A 14,753-nucleotide genomic window follows, 5' to 3' on the forward strand; every position below is an offset into this window, starting at 1 on the left:
CCCGCCCGATCAGCGCCCCGGCCTTCATCGTCCGGTTGACCCCGACCTGCAGCCCAGTGCTCCAGCACACCGCCGACTGCCCATCGGCGAAGGTAGGCATCCGTGCGACATCGAGCAACACCGGCGTGCCATGCGTGGTCACCGCCACCCACCCGGTGCCGACCACCGTCGTGTTGAACAGCCCACCGGCCGCGATCCCCGCCCCCTGCACCCGCTGGATGTCCCACGTGAGCTGCGGCTGGAACGCCAGCAGGTTACGCCCGTTGACCGTGAGCCCCTCGTTCTCGAGGTAGAACAGGTGGATGTCATCGGCGTTGTCGGCCAGGTAGAGCAACCCCTGGCCACGTACGCGCATGAGCGAGGCGCCCTCCCCCGTCATGGCCTTCTTGAACAGCTTCCCGATGCCCCCGGAGCCTTCGTAGTCGAAGTCCATCTGCCCCTGGAAGGCGACCATGGAGCCCTGCTTGGCCAGCACCTCACCAGGAGGCAACTGCACCCGGAGCATCTTGTGGTTCTCCAGCACGAACCCGCCTGGCTGCGGCTGGGAGGAGTCGAGGTTTCCAAAAATCGAGCTGCGCACCGTTTGACCTTTCGAAGAGGTGATGCCGCCAGCGTACGGAGAACCACGCCCGCGCACGCACCCCTTCGCCTCCGACCTCCACCCCGCACAGCCTCAACCGCCACGCCGGCGCCCGACCCTCTTTCTACGGCACCAGCGCAGGACCTATCTGGCTCTCAACTCTGTATCTCCACCCCGGCCGCCAGATCCCGCACAACCTGGATCAACTCAGCAGGATCGAACGGCTTCGTCAGATAGGCATCGACCCCGATCCCCAGCCCTCGGCGCCTGTCATCATCCTGCGCCCGGGCCGTGATCAGCACCACCTTGATATGGCTCGTCGCCTCCTCCGTCCGCAACTTCTGCGCCGTCGCCCACCCATCCAGGTGCGGCATCATCACGTCGAGCGTGATGACATCCGGCATGACGTCGAGGACCCGATCGATGCAGTCCTGCCCGTCGGTGGCGGTCGCGACCTCGAACCCCTCAAGGTTCAGGTTGACCGCGATGAGCTGCCGGATGACCTCGTCATCGTCCACAACCAGTACTTTGCCAAGAACCTCACCCACGGGCGCAAAGCTAACCTGTAGCGGGGCCGTCACGGGCGGTTTCCCGGGAAGTGTTCGAAGACCTTTATCCTGTGCCGAGTGGTGCTGGGTTGCTGATAGCCTTGTGACGTGTCGAGCCCCCTTAGCTCAGGGGATAGAGCACCGGCCTCCGGAGCCGGGTGCGTAGGTTCGAATCCTACAGGGGGCACTCGATCTTGATCAGCGGTTCCGGCCGCTGACCAGGGCAAACATCGTACGGACGGGCGGGCCTCTAGTCTCACAGAGTCCCGCCCGTTCTCGTTGACGCTCACTGGCTGTGGGCCAGTTGTGGGCCACTATTGGCGCTGCCTGCACGCTCCACTAGGGCCATCGCCTGGCGTTCCTGAGATGCGGTCAGAGCTCTGCGATCTTCCCGAGGGCCAATAGGGCGCCGCTCAATCCTGTAGCAACGAGCAGCGCGAGACCGCTGGCGCGCCTTGTGTGACAACAGCACAGATCCGTCGAGTCGTGCAGGGGCAAACCAACCGCACGGTGAGTCGGCCTGCTGACTCTCAGCGGCACATCAAGGCCTCGGCCACACTGCTGCCTGCTGTGCGCGGCGGACGCCCTGCGCATGCAGCCTGTCGCGCCCAGACACACGCGTATCGCTATCGGGAGTCCGCCCTTGCAGCCTCTCCACGTTCCCCGACGCAAGAATTAGGACTATATACACCAGCCTGTTACAGACAACTACATCTGGGACGAACCGATGCAGTCGCTGCGCTTTACGAGTACCCTTAAGCTATGCGGAACGTCTGAGCTATGCATGTTCCGCGCCCCTAACTTACGTTCCAGAGCTGGCGGTTACCGTGAGCGAGACTTTTGGCCTTGATCTCCAGAAAGGCGCCCAGCTTTGCCGGACGGAGATGTATGGCGACTGGTATCGGGATCCTTGGGAATGGGCAGAGATCACATGGGCCAAAGAGGAACCGTCAAAAATCCCCATAACGGATTTGGTGTCCAAGACGGGTGAGGGCATTGTTGCACGATTCACTCCGGAGTTTAGCCCGCTCCACGTGCCCAAGAGCCTCCTAGGTATACGTCCGGCTGTCGTGATGACGCCAGACGCTCATCTACTGTATCTAGCCTCAATAGCTGCAGTAGCGCCAAAGCTCCACGCAAATCTGCCGGAATGGGTATTCGGGTGGCGAATAAGAGACACGCAATTTATTACGCGAAATGCGGATGAGTGGCGCAGCTACCTTAGCGTACTCGAACAACATCAACAAGGCGAATGGGCGCTCAAAACAGATATAACCTCCTTCTTTGCCTCCATAGATGCAGATCGAGCGGAAACGCATCTACTGGACAAGCTAGGCAAGAGCGCCCCCGCAACTATTGCTGTCTCTATCTTGCGCGCGCATGACGCGCTCTCCTCGTTTTCAGGCTTGCCACAGCGCAGCTATGGATCCGCGATTATAGCGAATTCTCTACTGCAACCCGTAGATGACCTCATCGCCCACAGTATCGCAAGCGGCCGGATACCTCGAGCGGTGCGCTGGATGGATGACATCCATATCCATGGCGCCGAAGGAGAGTTGTTTGCACTAAATGTAGAACTGCATCAGCGGATGCGACAGCTAGGATTGGAGCTAAATGCTAGCAAGAGCGGCCTCCTTCCGGCCGCAGAGCTCGCCGACGAATTCGAGCTAGAAAAAGTTGAGGAGATCGAAACTCCTCAACAGCTAATCGCTGACGTCTCCGGATTGGGTTATGTATCATACGATACAAGCCAGATTCTGGGACTAGAAGAACGCATACTTGCAGATCCACAATCTTGGAGCCGGCATGTCGTCCGCCTTGTTCTCCGAGGTCTGAGGGAGAACTACGAATTCGATAGCGTACAACAGTGGTTGGAGATAGCCCCCAAACTACCGCATCATGCAGATCTCATCGGGCGCTACCTACGGGATGCTGTTCACTTCCCGTTCGGCGACCTCAGCAGCGGACTTGTTGGAGAGTGGCTCAACGAATATCTCTCCGGCCCTTGGTCTACCCTTTCATGGGTAAAGGCTCAGGCTGCACTAACTTTCGACTCTAGCGGAGATTCTTCATCTTCCATTAAGGGTCGTCTGATCGAATGGCTGGAGCACAGCAGCGACTTGCAGCTTGTGGCGATAGCAATTCAGCGACTCGGCTCCATGGAGCCGAGCCTCGTCCGGGACATTACTAGAGCAAGGGTGGATGCGGTAACCAGCCCACTGATGTTGCGCAACTTCGCGCTAGGACTAATGGCGGCAAATGAAGAAAGTCGTTTCGTGATGTCCATACTTCAGCGCGACCCAAGAAATCTCTTGCTTCTCAAAATGATAGATAGTCGAGGTTATCGTGCCCTGAAAGTGGCCAACGATTTCGATCAGACAAGAAGCGATCAGTAGGGCTCGACTTCGAACGATTGCCATAAAACGACCGACTGAATTCCTGAGGCCTCCAGCTCGATGGAGCATCGTTTCGCAGTTGATGGGTTACCCGTGGGCCTGTGTCCTGTACCAAATTGAATCGCGGCGGCGTGGATCTCTCAGACGTAATAAAGCTACAAGCTTGCTTAGGAAGGGGCAATAATGACCGGCAGCGTCAGGTACAGCGGTGGGGATAACTCCATCCTCAGATTCATCTTGTACGAAACGTGGGGCCCGCGGTGCTACTGGTGCCATAAGCCGAAAGAATTCAACGATATCCAGATCGACCACATTCTTTCACAGGATACTGGGGCTAAGGATTATGAGGAACTCAAGACTAGGTACGAGCTGCCCCATAACTTCGACATCGACGGTCCAGAGAACCTTGCTCCGATCTGCAATGTGTGCAACGGAACCCGGGGAAAGGGGAAAATGAACTACGGGCCTAGGCCTGTCATGTTGTCTCAACTGGAGCAGGCTAGAAAACTCAGGCCGAAGGTCATAGAGCGAGTGTTAAACTTCGGCAACTCAAACAAGGTCGCAGAATATTTACTCAAGGCCAGCCAAACTGATCTCAAGGACCCGAATGCCAGGCAAGCGTTCGAAGAGCATGCCCCTGTGATCGTCCAGAAGCTGGCGCTCCTAGATGAGACGAAAGCCGATTTCATATCCTTTAAGACCGTAAGCCTCGAGTTCGGCGAAGAGCATCCTTTTGGGATTGGTGTATCCCTCAGCGGCCCGAGCCGGACCGCACTGGCGATTTTAGAGGGGGTGTGTGGGTGCACGATCAAAGACGCGCTAAAAAGCCCCATCGGCGAGCTGGTTGACAAAACTCGCCAGAGCGCCCGAGCCGAGTTCGAGTACATCGAGGGGCCCGTCGGGCCAACCACCTCAGGTCCACCAATAACTCTATATCTGGAGGTCGTCGTCGACTCAATCAGCTACGAGCGCCGTGCGCAATCCCTTGTGTTCTCTTTCGGCGGCAAGTTTGAGAACGAAGCATCGGCTAGCCTGGTGCAACAGAACCCTCTCGAAGGGCACGGGTTAGTCGATCTTCAGGGGGATATTCAAGCTTCGGGAAGATTCTCGTTCGACGTCATTTGGGATTTCTGGAGAGCGCCCGGGGACGTGGATACCGGCGAATGTCTGATCGACTCATGGATATCAAACTATGTGTCAACGGCGAAGCTATGAGCTGTCACAGCCCTGGGTCAGACTGTAGCTCGGCTGGTGAGTAGATCATTCAGCGGGTGCCGCACACCGCACAAGTGTCTCTTGCGCCATCGGCCCTCCAAGCAGGGCGTGGGGGTACGCCGGCGTTCCGCTGCCCGACTGCTGGAGGCGTAATCAGCCTGCTATCTATCAATCTGGATTTGGTTTTCAAGTGCGGCCTCGATCCGACGATTGATCTGGCTGTCACGTCCATCGAGGCACTTGGCGTACCGCTTTAGGAGGACCTCCACACTGTTGCCTGCGCGCTCCGCAACCACTGCCACGTCGACACCTGCGTTGAGCCACGTGGAGAGCGCGGCGTGGCGCAGGTCGTAGGGCCTTCCAGCAAGAGACGAGACAACCTGCTGAGGAGTCAAGGCGAAGCGACGGGCCTCCTCCCAGGCCCGCGAGTAGGTGGATGCGCCGAGGATGCCGCCGCGCTCATTGCGGAATAGGCGTCCGTCCGCGGCCGTCCCGAATTCGTCAAGGTGTGCCCGCAGAACGCGAACCAGTCCCGGCGGGATCGGCACGGGGCGGGCCTCGTGTTCCTCTCTCTGCTTGAGTCCGCGCTGATCATGCACGGTTCCGTTGTCGGTCCACTGCTTGCCGCTGCTCGGGCGGGTAACTTCAAGGGTGAGCAGTCCCCAACCCTCCTGAGGCAGGTGACAGTCGGTCTTACGAAGCCCGATCGCTTCGGCGGGACGGAGGCCGGCGAAGTACAGCGTGGCGAAGAACGCCACCAAGCGGCGGCCTCTCCCACGGTGCCAGCTGCCGACGTAGGAGAGGCTTACGAGAAGTTCCCGGGCCTGGATGGGGTTCACTACACATCGCCGGTCAACGGTGTTGTCTCTGGCGACCTTCTTCTGCTTGACGCGCTTTAGCGGGTTCTCGGTCAGTTCGCCGAGGTCGATCGCGTATTCAAGAGCAGTGTTGAGACCGCGGCGTCGGCGGGCCGTCGTGTCGGCCGCTGCCCGCTTGCCGTCACGCGTGAGGGTGAGCTCCTCGCAGACGTTGCGGGCCACGATGGGATCTGCAAGGTCGCTTACATCTAGCGTGCCCTTGCTGAGCAGGCGAACAGCGTCTTCAAGGTGGAGCGGGGGAGGCCCACCCTCCTGGCGAGGTATGAGAGCCCACTGCATCGCAGCTCTGATCTCTTTCTTGGGAAGGCCGGAAGCCTCGTCGGCCAGGAGGGCGAAGGTGGCCACCGTGAGGCTGTCCACGATGCTCTCGCGGGTTTTGGCGGCGGCACCCTGCCAGCGCATGTGCACGTACTTGCGGCAGAAGTCGTACCAGCTCAGGGTGACCTTTTCGGTCTTGGTCATGGAGGTGGGAAGGCCGGTGAGTGTGTCGAAGGGTTCGCCCTTCTTGGCGGCCTTGAGCAGGTCGGCACGGAAGTGGTCGGCGAGGGCGCGGGTGAGGAAGGACTTGGACTTGGGTTCGATGCCGACCTTCCAACGGAGTTCGTAGGGCTTGGCGCGGCCCTTGCGTTGGCGGATGGTCCAGATGACGACGTCGAGGGTTTCCATGTGCTGTCCTCCTAGGCTGCGGTCTGCTCGAAGGTGGTGAGCCAGGCATCCAGGTCGCAGCGGCGGACCTTGCGCTTGCCGTTGGGGAGTTTCAGGGACCTCGGTCCTCGGCCGGTGTTGAGCCAGCGGTAGAAGGTGGACTTCGGGACGTCGATCTCGTCGAGGACCTCGGCGATGGTGAGCAGTGTCTTAGGACGCGTTGTCATGGTGGTGACTGCCTTTCGGGCATCGTGATCGGTGCTGGGTGATGCCTCGGCGGTTGTGCTTGGCGGCTGGTCGCCGAGGGTGCTCGGGGGCGGTTCCGGAGGGGTGAGCCGTCCCAGCCGTCCCAGGGTCATTTCCGCAGGTCAAGCCTGGGACGGCTTGTTGTGCTGGGACGGGTTATGCCGTCCCAGCGATGGGAGCCGTCCCGCTCTGACCTGCGGTGACGAGGCTGGGACGGCTGGGACGGGCCTCCCTCTCGATCGGAACGACGTCGGCCTCTGGAATGGGTCCGAGGGCCGGGCAGTAGCGGGCCCATGAGTCGGCGAAGTCGGCCCGCTGGTAGCCCTTGGCCTGCTGGCCGTTGGGGAAGCGGATGTTGGCCGAGCGGATGTCGTATTCGCGCAGCATCGTGCCGAGCTTCATCGCGGTCAGTCCGGCAGGGCCGTGATCAGCCCATTCGCTTTCTGGGTCGCTCTTGAGACGCTCCAGCAAGAGGGCAGTAGGCAGAGCGGTGTCGGGGCCGAATGCAGTACGGCAGGCGGCCAGTAGTCGCACCCGAGCCGAGGTCTGCCCGTTGTCGTCGGCCTCGGTAGTGAGCGTCAAGGTGGCGGCGCGGGCGCGATCCGGCCAGGTCTCCCCCGCGTGGTCGGCGACGATGACGAGGGGTTCCCAGGTGTCGGCAGCGCGGTCTTCTACCGGCATGCTGGGTTCTGCCGCTTCCAAGACGGACAGGTCAGCGCGGAGCCATAGATTCAAGTCGGTGGCCAGGTCGCGGAGAGCGGGCCGGTCGCGGCGGTGCCGGTAGGGAGCGGCGTTCTCGCCGGGAGCGCGGCGGCGCATGCGGATGACGACGGCGCGGTCTTCGATGGTGTCGGGCATGGCGCCGATGCCGGCGAGTGCGGCCATGGCGAAGGTCGGGATGCTTTCGACGCGGTTGGTGGCGGCGTCGTAGCGCTTGGCCGGGCGGTTGCGCTGGTGTCCGGCATTCAGCAGGCCGCGGAGGTCTTCGTTGCCGTCGGCTTTGGGGCCGAAGATGGTGTCGGCCTCGTCCACGAGCATGGTCGGTGGGTCTTCGGTGATGGAGCGGTAGACGGCGGCGCTGGAGCTGTTGACGGTGATGAACGGTTCGTGGCAGGTGGCCTCGACCACGTCCAGGAGCCGGGACTTGCCGCAGCGCTTCTCCGGTCCGCGGATGACCAGCCGGGGCGCGTGGGCCCAAGCCGGTTGCGCGTGGGTGGCGGCGATCCACAGCGTGACGGCGTCGGCCGCCTCGGAACTCGGCAGGATCACGTAGCGGGTGAGCGCGGCGCGTAGTCGGTCGAGTAGGGCGGCGCCGGTGGGTGTGCGGTTGTTCATGGCTGGTGCTCCTTGGCTGGTGTTCATGCGGCCCTGCTACGGCGTGGCTGGGCTTTCATGCCTGCGGACAGGCCCGAGGCGATGACGGCGGCGATCTCGCGTGGCGGGTTCGGGTCGCCTTCGGCGTTGGCGGTCTCGGCGGCGGACTGGAGGGCGGTGATGACGACCTCGGCGGGCAGTACGCGGCGTGTGACGAGCTGACCGAGGTTGAAGGCGGCGGTGTTGAGCGCGCGGTTGCGCTCGCCGCGTTGGGCGGTGGCCACGCGGTCGACCTCGCCGCGTAGCGCGGCCTGGCCGTACTTGGTCAGCCGGTGATCGGGCAGGCTGGCCAGGAGATCGGCGGCGCTCATCGAGGGCGGTGCGGTCGGTGCGAGTGCCTCGGCGAGCCAGGCCGGGAGCGGCGTGGGTGGTAGGTCGCGGAGGATCTCGTACGGGCCGGTGCCGTCCGGTTGGGTGACGTGGCTGCCGGGACCGACGACGTAGCCGCCGCAGGCGCGGGTGTCGATCAGCCAGCCGAGCCCGCCCTTGTGGCCTGCGCTGTTGCGCAACCGCAGACCCTCGGGCGGGGTGAAGTAGAGGTGTGTGCCGCCGCGCCGGGTGCGGACGGTGAAGGTGTCGTCGGGGTAGGGCTGGGCGTGCTCGGCGTACAGCAGGCGGAAGACGTGTTCTCCGTTCTGCGGGTGGTGCTGGGCGAGGCCGGCGGGCGGGTACTCGCCGGGCTTGGGCTGGTCGAGGTCGATCACGACCAGGCGGGACGGGCCGCAGGCGATGCCGATGTTGTACGGCTGGCGCGGCCAGAAGGCGGCGATGCGGTCGGTGTCGGTGGTGGCGTGCCGCTCCCAGTCGGTGAAGCCGCGCAACGGCTTCTTGCCGCGTGGGGTGAGCGGGAAGACGTACCAGCCACGAGCGGCGGCCTGAAGGGCGGCGCGGGTCAGGTCAGGCCACCCCATTGGACGCCTCCTTGGCCGCAAGGAACCGCAGGCGGTAGCCCTCGGCAGGGACGTACATGAGTGCGTCCAATGGGGTGGCGGCATGCGCGTCGAGCGTGAGCCGATCCCGGCCGAGGTGGCTGAGGTCGTGCAGGTGTGGGCGCGGTGTGGTCGTTTGGGTGTGGCGGTGGGAATGGGTGCTGGTCGGTGTCATGCTGGCAGTGCCTTTCCTCGTGATCGGGGTGGGTGGCCTCGGCGGTTGTGCTTGGCGGCTGGTCGCCGAGGCCGTATCCCGGTGGTGCGTGAGCGTGGCTAGAACGGCGGTTTGTCGCCCGTTGCGGCGGTGGTGGCCCATGCGTCGGGTGCGCCGCTGTTGTGGCTGGTAGTGGCCTTGCGGGTCGCTCTGGCGGGCTTGGCGGTGGCGAAGCGCAGGGACGGGCCGATCTCGTCCACGGTCATCTCGAAGACGGTGCGGTGTTCGCCCTCGTCGGTCTCGTAGGTACGCATTCGAAGCTGTCCGGAGGCGATGACGCGGGTGCCTCGGGTGAGGGACTCGCAGATGTGCTCGCCGAGGTCACGCCAGGCCGAGCAGCGCATGAACAGGGCCTCGCCGTCCTCCCACTGCTCAAGCTGCTTGTTGTAGACGCGCGGGCTTGAGGCGATCGTGAAGGTGGCGACGGCCGTTCCGGTCTGGGTGAAGCGCAGCTCGGGGTCGTTGGTCAGGTTGCCGATGATCGTGATGGTGGTCTCGCCGGACATGGCGGGCTTCCTTCCTTGAGGCCGGAGTTAGTGGGTGCCGTCGCGGTACAGGCGGCGGAGGTAGACGTAGAGCTGCCAGCCGAGGCGGGGCCGCATGCCGGTGCCGTCGCAGGCGCGGCAGGTGCGGTTCTTGCCGCCCGGGCGGCAGCGGATGCAGCGGCGCCAGGGCCACGTCAGGCAGACGATGATGTAACTGAGAGTGATTGACGGTAGGCAGACTGCTAGCAGGGTGAGGGCAGTGGCCATGTGGGCCTCCAGGCCGATTTCCAGGGTTTCCGCAGGTCAGGGTCTAGGTGCTAGATCGCAGGTCGAGTGCGGTTTTGGGCTCTAGGCGGGCCTCTAGACCTAGAGGGGTCTGCCTCTAGGTCTAGAGGCGATCGGCTGAGCTACGAGGCCCTGCCTCTGTCACGCTGGGTGACGGCGGTGACGATGTCGTCACGGGTGATGCCGATGCGGTTCGCGCCCTTGCCGCCGCCCTCGGGCGTGCCCCACACCTGCATGGTCTTGATGCCGTACGGCTTGAGCGCGGTAGTGAGCTGGGCCGTCTTCGCGCCGCCCTCCAGACGCGCCCACGCGCCGTAGACGTCCGGCCGCAGCTCGGCGAGACGATCCACGATCGCCTCGTTCCACACCTTGGCCTCGGACGGCGGGACCACGGCCAGGACGTCAGCGAGCAGATCGAACGTGGGCGCGTTCTGCTCGGGCGTCTCGCCGAGGGCGTGCCCGCTCAGTGCTCCCGTGCTCGCCCGCAGCGCGTGAGCACGGTCGGCGATGCGTTGGGTGGCGGGCGTGTCCAGATAGGCCGTGCGTACGACCTTGGGCATCGGGGTCGCACCGAGCAGGTAACCGGTACCGGCGTCCATCTTGGGTTGGAAGACGGTGGCGCGGATGCCGTTCTTGTAGGCGGACGTGCCGAGGATCATGTCGTTTTCGAGCTGGCCGGCCACGCGCAGGCAGAACCGGATGGTGACGTTCGCGCTGATGCCGGTGGGCAGGCTGTCCTTGTCCGGGCGCTGAGTGGCCAGCACGAGGATCACGCCGAGGGCGCGGCCGAGCTTGATGATGAACTCGGCGTCGTCGCCTGCCTTGTCGCCGTACTCGGCGTGGGCGAACAGGTTCTGGCACTCGTCGAAGATGGCGACCAGCGGATGCAGGCCCAGTGAGCGTTTGTCGGCGATCTGCCGGGTGACCTTCTTGTCCGGGCACAGGTCCGGCGGCAGAGCTTTGAGGGCGGCGGCGCGGCGCATCACCTCCTTGCGGAGCAGCGCCAGTGAGTCGGCGGCGTAGCCGATGGCCTCGTCCTCGATGCCGGAGACGTAGCGGTGGCAGTTCTGTTCGTGCGGGTCGAGGTCGCCGGTGCCTTTGAGTTCGTGGATCCACAGTTCGGCGCTCGGGTCGAGGGCCGCGCCGGAGGCGAGAACCCGCACGGAGGCGGTCTTGCCCTGGCCGGGCTGCGAGCCGATCAGGATGTTCTGCTCAATGAGCGGTACGACGATGGCGCGGCCTCGCGGATCGCAGCCGAACGGGATGCCCTTGAAGACATCGTGCGAGCTCGCCTTGAGCAGCGGGGACTTGATGACGGTCTTGGACAGGTCCTTGTCCCCCACCCACAGAATTAGCCGTCCCTCGTGGATGGTCGAGTCGCCCTCGGGCCAGATGCAGCCCAGCGGGCGGCGTAGGGCCGAGGCCATGCGGTCACGCTTGTCCATCACGTCGGCCACGGTCACGCCGTAAGGCAGGTCGATGTCCGCCCGCCAGCCGGGACCGTCGCGGGTGATCGGGGCGACGAACCGGATGGCGTCCTTCGGGTTCTTGGCGATGGCCTGGTTGATGCCGGCGATGCCGAGCACGGTCAGGGACCGGACGACGATGTCGCTGGTGAGCTTCTCCACCGTGGACGGCACGACCGCGCGGTTGATCAGCGGGCGGTCGGCGGGCTTGCCAAGGATGCCAAGCGTGACGATGGCGACCGCGAGCGCCATCCATTGCATGGCGGTCGGCTGCTTGGCCACCATGATGGCCACGATCAGCAGCGTCACCAGCGCAGCGGCGGAGACCAGAGCTCGCAGCCGCACGCGCCGATCACGTTGTCTGCTGAGCTTGAGGTACGCCTCCGGGTCGGCCTTCTGGACGGCGGCAAGTCGTACCGGCTCACCCTCCAGATCGAACGTCCACTTGAGGCTTCCACCGATCAGCCGAAGCAAACCGCGGGGAGCGCGGGCGGTCAGCCGTCCGCCGTACAGCGGCACGCGGCAGACCTGGTATCCGGCCACGTGCAGGTAGTGGAGACCGACCCACTTGACGGTCTCGACCGCCTCACTCCGGGAGCGCAGCCACAGCGGGACGATCGGCTGTCGGCTGCGAGCCTTCGCCTCCAGCGCGGTCCGCCAGTCGGCGGCGGTCGGACCGGGTTGGTCGACGCGGACGACCGCGCCTTCGAGGACCGGTCCGTCCGCGCTCGCGGGGCTGTCCTCGTTGTCCTGCTCGGACCGGTCGGCGGGATTCTGTGGCTGACGTCCAGCGCGGGCGACATCCAAATGGACGATGTCCGCGTCCTTGCCGTTCTCCTGGTTCGGAGCGGCGGACCGGTCCGGGTCCTTATCGTCCTCGTGGTTGGGATTGTCCTGCTGGTGGGTCATGATGTGTGCACCTCGTTTGACTTGCTGGTCGCGGGGTCCTGGGGCGCGGTCGTTGTCTTGGCGGATGAGGCCGCGCCCCATGTGGCGGTCAGGGACGATAGGCGGTCGGACCGCTTCTCGTCCGGTCGGTCTGCGGGCGTTTCGGCAGCGGTCGGAGTGTGCGGCCCGTCCGCTTCGGTGAGGCCGAGTTCGGCGCGCCAGGTGGCGGCGAGCAGCTCGGTACGGTCCTCCGGGAACTGGCGCGTAGCCAGTAGTTCGGCCAGCAGCATGGCGGTGATGGCTTGGTTGCGGTCGAAGGTGCGTCCGGGGTAGCCGGTGACGCTCCAGAGGCGGTCTCGAAGTTCGGCCATGTTCGGGCAGTCGTCCGAGGTCATGTGCGTGTCGGTGATGGTCAGGGTCATCAGGCGGCCTCGTTCTCGCGTACGGGCGTCGCCTGTTTCGCGGAGCCCTCGCTCTTCAGCCGAGACAGGAGCGCTCCGGCCCGATCGGTTGAAATGCTCTGTCCTTGGCGGCGGAAGGCGTCTCGAAGGCGGTCACGGGTCAGAGGCTCGCCTTGTGCCTTGAGGTCAGCGGCGACGCGTCGTCCGAGGGGGACGAGGTCACCCACGTTCGGCGTTCGCGACGGGGACTTCTTGGCACGGGTGCTCTTCGGGGCTGGGCGCTTGCGCGGCGCGGGTGGCAGGGCTGGGGAGACGTTCTCCTGATCGACACGTACGGCTTCCACCTGCACTGGGATGTTCTTCGGTGTGAGTTCGCCGAGGTAGTACAGGGCTCGCTCTCGACGGGTGGCCTTCCAGCGCCAGAGCAGGCCGTACCGGTCCTGCAGCTCTGTCTTGGCCAGGATGCGTTCGCGCTCGCGGCCGAGGGCCTCGGGGTAGCTGCAGATCTCCCAGAGCACCATGCGGCGCCAGAGCGCGACGGTCGCCATCGGGGCGAGCAGCCAGCGAGAGCGGCGGATCCCGTCCATGTGGTCGGGCTTGGCCAGGTCGGCACGCTTGCGGATGACGTGGGCACCGACCTCGATGGCGATGACCCACAGCAGCGGGACCAGGGCGTGGGCGACGACCGCGAACCAGTCGGTGGCACCCGGTGCGCTGAGGTAGGCGGCCACGTTGAGGTAGACCGTCGCGCCGGTCAGCGCCCACGGGATGAACCGGAGCCAGCTCACCCGCATGCCGAGGCGGGCCAGCACGATGTCGAGCGCTGAGAACACGGCGATGCCCAGGTCAATGCCGAGCGGGACCGTCCACGCGAACCAGCCGAACGACGGGCCGGCGGCGTGTGCGACGCGCTCGAAGCTGTTGATGAACCCGATCAGTCCGAGCGCGCCGGTTACGGCGGCCGTGACGGCTACGGCTGTCCGCTCGCCCTCGGTGAGGGGGCGGGGTGCGGTGTGGCATACGTTCATGCGGCGATCTCCTCCGCACAGTCGAGACAGGTGCCGAGGTGGCGCGGCAGCACGTAGCCGACATCCGTCAGGCACTCCGGGCAGGTACGCCGAGCCGCGTTCGCCTTCGACAAGGCGGCGCGCTGGCGAAGGGTCGCGGTGCGCTTGGGCAGAGCGAACCGGACGTCGTACAGGTAGGCGGTGCGGACGCCGGGCGCGCCGTAGCGGCGGGAGCACCACAGCACTTGAGCCTGTACGCCCTGGCCGCCAGGCCGCAGCCCTTCGGCGGTGAGCTGGCGAAGGGTGCGCAGGTGCGACGGGGCCATCTTCCACGGGTAGGTGGGGATGCCGTACCGGTCGCCGGTCGGGTCCCAGAAGCGGGCGCGGACGCGGCTTGCCATCAGGCCACCTCCAGGTCTTCCAGCTCGGCGGCGTGCTCGGCCACCTCGGCGGGCGTCCGGCCCGCCCAGATGCCCGAGGTCGGGCGCGTCTCCAGCGCGTAGACGTCGCAGAACAGGCGCGCCGGGCAGGTTGCGCAGATCTCGCGGGCGACGGCCTCGCGGGCGGCGCGTTCCTCGGTGGTCTCGATCGTGAGCCGAGGGCCGGTGTGCAGCTCGGGGTCGTAGGTGCATTCGGGGAGCGGCGTTTCACCGTCCACGCGCCAGGTCGCTTCGACTTCGGCGAGAGACATGCGCGCCGGATGGATCGGACGGTTGATGTTGTGTCCCACTGGTGGGTCTCTCTTCCTGCGGTTAGCTGCTGACGGTCTGGACGAACCGCGCGAACGACTCGGACGCGCTCATGACCAGGTGCGCCGCCGCCTTGACGATGGTCGCCGCGCCCTCCGGGTCCTTCAGGGCGTAGAGGACGGCGCAGATCATGAGGACGGTCGGGAGCACCTTTCGCGGACGGACAAGCATGGTGAGCCCTCTCGGTTCGAGAACCTGCGAGCAGGTTCTAAGAGACATAGAACATGTACAGTCACTGAGAGTCAAGTCCACAGCACCGGTCGCGTTGGGTTGCTGCGGGTCTCGCCTCGCTCGTTCCTGCTGACTCAAGGATTCCTCGCCGCACGCTGCGGCAACACTGTGATCACCCCCGGGACTGAATGCACAGGGGGTGCTTTTTAGGGGTGATCTGGCCCTCGACCAGCGAAAACATCCAGACCAAATTTGTGGAGTTCGAGCCGCGGATGC

General features: G+C 64.7%; 16 protein-coding genes and 1 tRNA gene. 3 read left to right on the plus strand and 14 right to left on the minus strand.

The window, feature by feature from the left end; translation table 11 throughout:
* Both ETD85_RS05505 and ETD85_RS05510 read right to left on the minus strand, forming a co-directional pair.
* Positions 1–580 (minus strand): AIM24 family protein (locus tag ETD85_RS05505; RefSeq protein WP_206058101.1); only part of this gene is annotated, 580 nt, incomplete at its 3' end.
* Positions 581–735: 155 nt separating this feature from the next.
* Positions 736–1,128 (minus strand): response regulator transcription factor, encoded by a 393-nt coding sequence (locus tag ETD85_RS05510; RefSeq protein ID WP_138688508.1) that lies wholly within the window; start codon positions 1,126–1,128, stop codon positions 736–738.
* Between the two features lie 115 nt (positions 1,129–1,243).
* Between ETD85_RS05510 and ETD85_RS05515 the strand changes: the two genes are divergently transcribed.
* From ETD85_RS05515 to ETD85_RS05525, 3 genes are all read left to right on the plus strand, one after another.
* Positions 1,244–1,315, plus strand: a tRNA-Arg gene (locus tag ETD85_RS05515).
* Positions 1,316–1,955: 640 nt separating this feature from the next.
* A complete protein-coding gene (locus tag ETD85_RS05520; protein ID WP_138688509.1) occupies positions 1,956–3,524 on the plus strand; it encodes an RNA-directed DNA polymerase in 1,569 nt (522 codons plus the stop codon).
* Positions 3,525–3,707: 183 nt separating this feature from the next.
* Positions 3,708–4,739 carry an HNH endonuclease gene (locus ETD85_RS05525; RefSeq protein ID WP_138688510.1) on the plus strand — a complete coding sequence of 344 codons (1,032 nt, stop codon included), beginning with the start codon at positions 3,708–3,710 and terminating at the stop codon, positions 4,737–4,739.
* 161 nt (positions 4,740–4,900) lie between these two features.
* Here the strand turns inward: ETD85_RS05525 and ETD85_RS05530 are convergent, their stop codons facing one another.
* From ETD85_RS05530 to ETD85_RS62875, 12 genes are all read right to left on the minus strand, one after another.
* The gene (locus ETD85_RS05530) at positions 4,901–6,283 is read right to left on the minus strand and encodes a tyrosine-type recombinase/integrase (RefSeq protein WP_138688511.1); all 1,383 of its coding nucleotides are present in this window, start codon (positions 6,281–6,283) and stop codon (positions 4,901–4,903) included.
* Between the two features lie 11 nt (positions 6,284–6,294).
* Positions 6,295–6,489, minus strand: coding sequence for a helix-turn-helix transcriptional regulator (locus ETD85_RS05535; RefSeq protein WP_138688512.1), 195 nt, complete (start codon positions 6,487–6,489; stop codon positions 6,295–6,297).
* A 175-nt stretch (positions 6,490–6,664) separates the two neighbouring features.
* Positions 6,665–7,843, minus strand: coding sequence for a DUF3631 domain-containing protein (locus ETD85_RS05540; RefSeq protein ID WP_138688513.1), 1,179 nt, complete (start codon positions 7,841–7,843; stop codon positions 6,665–6,667).
* A 23-nt stretch (positions 7,844–7,866) separates the two neighbouring features.
* Positions 7,867–8,793 carry a bifunctional DNA primase/polymerase gene (locus ETD85_RS05545; protein WP_138688514.1) on the minus strand — a complete coding sequence of 309 codons (927 nt, stop codon included), beginning with the start codon at positions 8,791–8,793 and terminating at the stop codon, positions 7,867–7,869.
* Between the two features lie 291 nt (positions 8,794–9,084).
* Positions 9,085–9,531: a single-stranded DNA-binding protein gene (locus ETD85_RS05550; RefSeq protein WP_138688515.1), complete on the minus strand. Its 447-nt coding sequence runs from the start codon at positions 9,529–9,531 to the stop codon at positions 9,085–9,087.
* Between the two features lie 27 nt (positions 9,532–9,558).
* Positions 9,559–9,777: a DnaJ-like cysteine-rich domain-containing protein gene (locus ETD85_RS05555; RefSeq protein ID WP_138688516.1), complete on the minus strand. Its 219-nt coding sequence runs from the start codon at positions 9,775–9,777 to the stop codon at positions 9,559–9,561.
* Positions 9,778–9,917: 140 nt separating this feature from the next.
* A complete protein-coding gene (locus ETD85_RS05560; protein ID WP_138688517.1) occupies positions 9,918–12,170 on the minus strand; it encodes a cell division protein FtsK in 2,253 nt (750 codons plus the stop codon).
* Positions 12,167–12,571: a hypothetical protein gene (locus ETD85_RS05565; RefSeq protein WP_138688518.1), complete on the minus strand. Its 405-nt coding sequence runs from the start codon at positions 12,569–12,571 to the stop codon at positions 12,167–12,169. The genes ETD85_RS05560 and ETD85_RS05565 overlap by 4 nt, the downstream gene beginning before the upstream one ends.
* Positions 12,571–13,578 carry a DUF2637 domain-containing protein gene (locus ETD85_RS05570; protein ID WP_138688519.1) on the minus strand — a complete coding sequence of 336 codons (1,008 nt, stop codon included), beginning with the start codon at positions 13,576–13,578 and terminating at the stop codon, positions 12,571–12,573. The genes ETD85_RS05565 and ETD85_RS05570 overlap by 1 nt, the downstream gene beginning before the upstream one ends.
* Entirely contained in the window at positions 13,575–13,958 is a 384-nt protein-coding gene (locus ETD85_RS05575) for an RRQRL motif-containing zinc-binding protein (RefSeq protein ID WP_132638290.1), read from the minus strand. The genes ETD85_RS05570 and ETD85_RS05575 overlap by 4 nt, the downstream gene beginning before the upstream one ends.
* Positions 13,958–14,248, minus strand: a complete 291-nt coding sequence (locus ETD85_RS05580; RefSeq protein WP_138688520.1) for a WhiB family transcriptional regulator — start codon at positions 14,246–14,248, stop codon at positions 13,958–13,960. The genes ETD85_RS05575 and ETD85_RS05580 overlap by 1 nt, the downstream gene beginning before the upstream one ends.
* Before the next feature lie 61 nt (positions 14,249–14,309).
* The gene (locus ETD85_RS62875) at positions 14,310–14,477 is read right to left on the minus strand and encodes a hypothetical protein (RefSeq protein WP_166427605.1); all 168 of its coding nucleotides are present in this window, start codon (positions 14,475–14,477) and stop codon (positions 14,310–14,312) included.
* Between the last annotated feature and the right edge of the window lie 276 nt (positions 14,478–14,753).

The sequence above is a fragment of the Nonomuraea zeae genome (genome assembly GCF_005889725.1).
Lineage (GTDB): Bacteria > Actinomycetota > Actinomycetes > Streptosporangiales > Streptosporangiaceae > Nonomuraea > Nonomuraea zeae.

What these genes read in the sequence shown, in the direction of transcription:
- ETD85_RS05565 (WP_138688518.1), bottom strand. Translation starts at nt 12,571, where the DNA reads ATGACCCTGACCATCACCGACACGCACATGACCTCGGACGACTGCCCG.
- ETD85_RS05550 (WP_138688515.1), bottom strand. Translation starts at nt 9,531, where the DNA reads ATGTCCGGCGAGACCACCATCACGATCATCGGCAACCTGACCAACGAC.
- ETD85_RS05535 (WP_138688512.1), bottom strand. Translation starts at nt 6,489, where the DNA reads ATGACAACGCGTCCTAAGACACTGCTCACCATCGCCGAGGTCCTCGAC.
- ETD85_RS05575 (WP_132638290.1), bottom strand. Translation starts at nt 13,958, where the DNA reads ATGGCAAGCCGCGTCCGCGCCCGCTTCTGGGACCCGACCGGCGACCGG.
- ETD85_RS05560 (WP_138688517.1), bottom strand. Translation starts at nt 12,170, where the DNA reads ATGACCCACCAGCAGGACAATCCCAACCACGAGGACGATAAGGACCCG.
- ETD85_RS05570 (WP_138688519.1), bottom strand. Translation starts at nt 13,578, where the DNA reads ATGAACGTATGCCACACCGCACCCCGCCCCCTCACCGAGGGCGAGCGG.
- ETD85_RS05525 (WP_138688510.1), top strand. Translation starts at nt 3,708, where the DNA reads ATGACCGGCAGCGTCAGGTACAGCGGTGGGGATAACTCCATCCTCAGA.
- ETD85_RS05580 (WP_138688520.1), bottom strand. Translation starts at nt 14,248, where the DNA reads ATGTCTCTCGCCGAAGTCGAAGCGACCTGGCGCGTGGACGGTGAAACG.
- ETD85_RS05540 (WP_138688513.1), bottom strand. Translation starts at nt 7,843, where the DNA reads ATGAACAACCGCACACCCACCGGCGCCGCCCTACTCGACCGACTACGC.
- ETD85_RS05545 (WP_138688514.1), bottom strand. Translation starts at nt 8,793, where the DNA reads ATGGGGTGGCCTGACCTGACCCGCGCCGCCCTTCAGGCCGCCGCTCGT.
- ETD85_RS05530 (WP_138688511.1), bottom strand. Translation starts at nt 6,283, where the DNA reads ATGGAAACCCTCGACGTCGTCATCTGGACCATCCGCCAACGCAAGGGC.
- ETD85_RS05555 (WP_138688516.1), bottom strand. Translation starts at nt 9,777, where the DNA reads ATGGCCACTGCCCTCACCCTGCTAGCAGTCTGCCTACCGTCAATCACT.
- ETD85_RS62875 (WP_166427605.1), bottom strand. Translation starts at nt 14,477, where the DNA reads ATGCTTGTCCGTCCGCGAAAGGTGCTCCCGACCGTCCTCATGATCTGC.